Genomic DNA, 727 nt, shown 5'->3' with positions numbered 1-727 from the left:
CTCACGGTAGTCTCAAGCATAGCCATGAGCCTTCATCCACAGATCGCGGACAGAAATCAGCCCCTGGCGTTTAAGCCATCTGTTCGTCATCCCGGACTGCGTTGCCAGGGTCTTCGACAGGTGCCAGTAGCTTTTGCGACTGAGAGCAGTGAAGATCGCCTGGCGGCGACTGGTCCCCAGAGCGAGAAGGTGACGGACCTTCGTGCGTGTCCGGCGCCACTGCTTCCAGTAACACATACGGATACGCCTTCGAATCCACTTGTCGATCTCGGGGATCGGTCTGTAGTAGTCCGAAATGCCGTAGTAGTTCATCCAACCTCGAACGTACTGCGCGAGCTTGTAGAGCCGGTAGTCCATCGAGACGCCCCAGCTGCGACCGGTCAGACGCCGGACACGATGCTTGAACTTCGCGAAGGACGCGTCGGACCAACGAAGCTTCGTACCCCGGAAAGTGAATCCGAGGAAGACGACTTCGTTGAGTCCGCACACCCGGCTCTTCGACTCGTTGACTTTCAGCTTCAGCCGAGAGGTCAGGTACCGAGTGACGCTGGCTTTGACTCGGTCGCCGGCTCGAACGCTGCGCACGATGATCAGAAGATCGTCGGCGTAACGGGCGAAGCGGTGTCCGCGTCGTTCCAGCTCTCGGTCGAGGTCGTCCAACAAGATGTTGGCGAGCAACGGAGAAAGCGGCGAGCCTTGGGAGGCTCCTTTCTCCGTCGCCTGGATG

General features: G+C 59.1%; 1 protein-coding gene. It reads right to left on the bottom strand.

The genetic code is table 11. The features are described 5' to 3' along the window. Positions 1–12: 12 nt before the first annotated feature. Positions 13–727: group II intron reverse transcriptase/maturase (locus tag GY725_01785; protein ID MCP4002904.1), on the bottom strand; the 715-nt coding region annotated here is incomplete at its 5' end.

Source organism: bacterium, from assembly GCA_024226335.1.
In the GTDB taxonomy this organism is placed as follows: domain Bacteria; phylum Myxococcota_A; class UBA9160; order SZUA-336; family SZUA-336; genus JAAELY01.
Note: the sequence above shows the minus strand (reverse complement) of the source record. Positions and strands in the feature narration are given on the sequence as shown.